Source organism: Gemella sp. GH3 (assembly GCF_013415425.1).
Lineage (GTDB): Bacteria > Bacillota > Bacilli > Staphylococcales > Gemellaceae > Gemelliphila.
The window spans coordinates 1-413 of sequence record NZ_JACBYC010000148.1 but is presented as its reverse complement, the minus strand read 5'-3'; the positions used below and the strand labels follow the sequence as shown (position 1 = coordinate 413).

Here is a 413-nt window from a genome sequence, read left to right as displayed (position 1 = left end):
ATGACATGTTCGCCGATGTGCGTATCAAGACGATGTACGGCTTCTAAAGCAGGATTTGTGGATTCGCCATCAAATGCATCAAACGCAGTTACTAATATTTTCAAACTCAACGCCTCACTCTCAAATTCAATCATTTAGTTCCATTTTAAAATGATTTTTCACATAAAAACAACTCCGCTACACCTATGTAAGGATAGCGAAGTTGGCATATAAACACTTCAATGATGACTTAAGCGTGGGCATGCTCAGGAACGTCTTTAAAGTTCTCTAGGCGACGATTCCATTCTTCATTACTGATATCATGTTTTGCAACATAACGATTACGTTCGTGTTTCGCACAGTCGTATGAGCATGCGCCTAAGTATTTTTCTTCATTTTCTTCAGATACAAGGATTTGTTTGTTACATTCTGGG

1 protein-coding gene and 1 pseudogene are annotated in these 413 nt (G+C 38.5%); both read right to left on the bottom strand.

Annotated features, from left to right (window positions below):
• Nucleotides 1–104 (bottom strand): pyroglutamyl-peptidase I family protein (locus HZY83_RS05920; RefSeq protein ID WP_483299226.1); only part of this gene is annotated, 104 nt, incomplete at its 3' end.
• Between the two features lie 125 nt (nucleotides 105–229).
• A pseudogene (locus tag HZY83_RS05915) lies at nucleotides 230–413 on the bottom strand (oxygen-dependent tRNA uridine(34) hydroxylase TrhO); the annotation flags it as partial.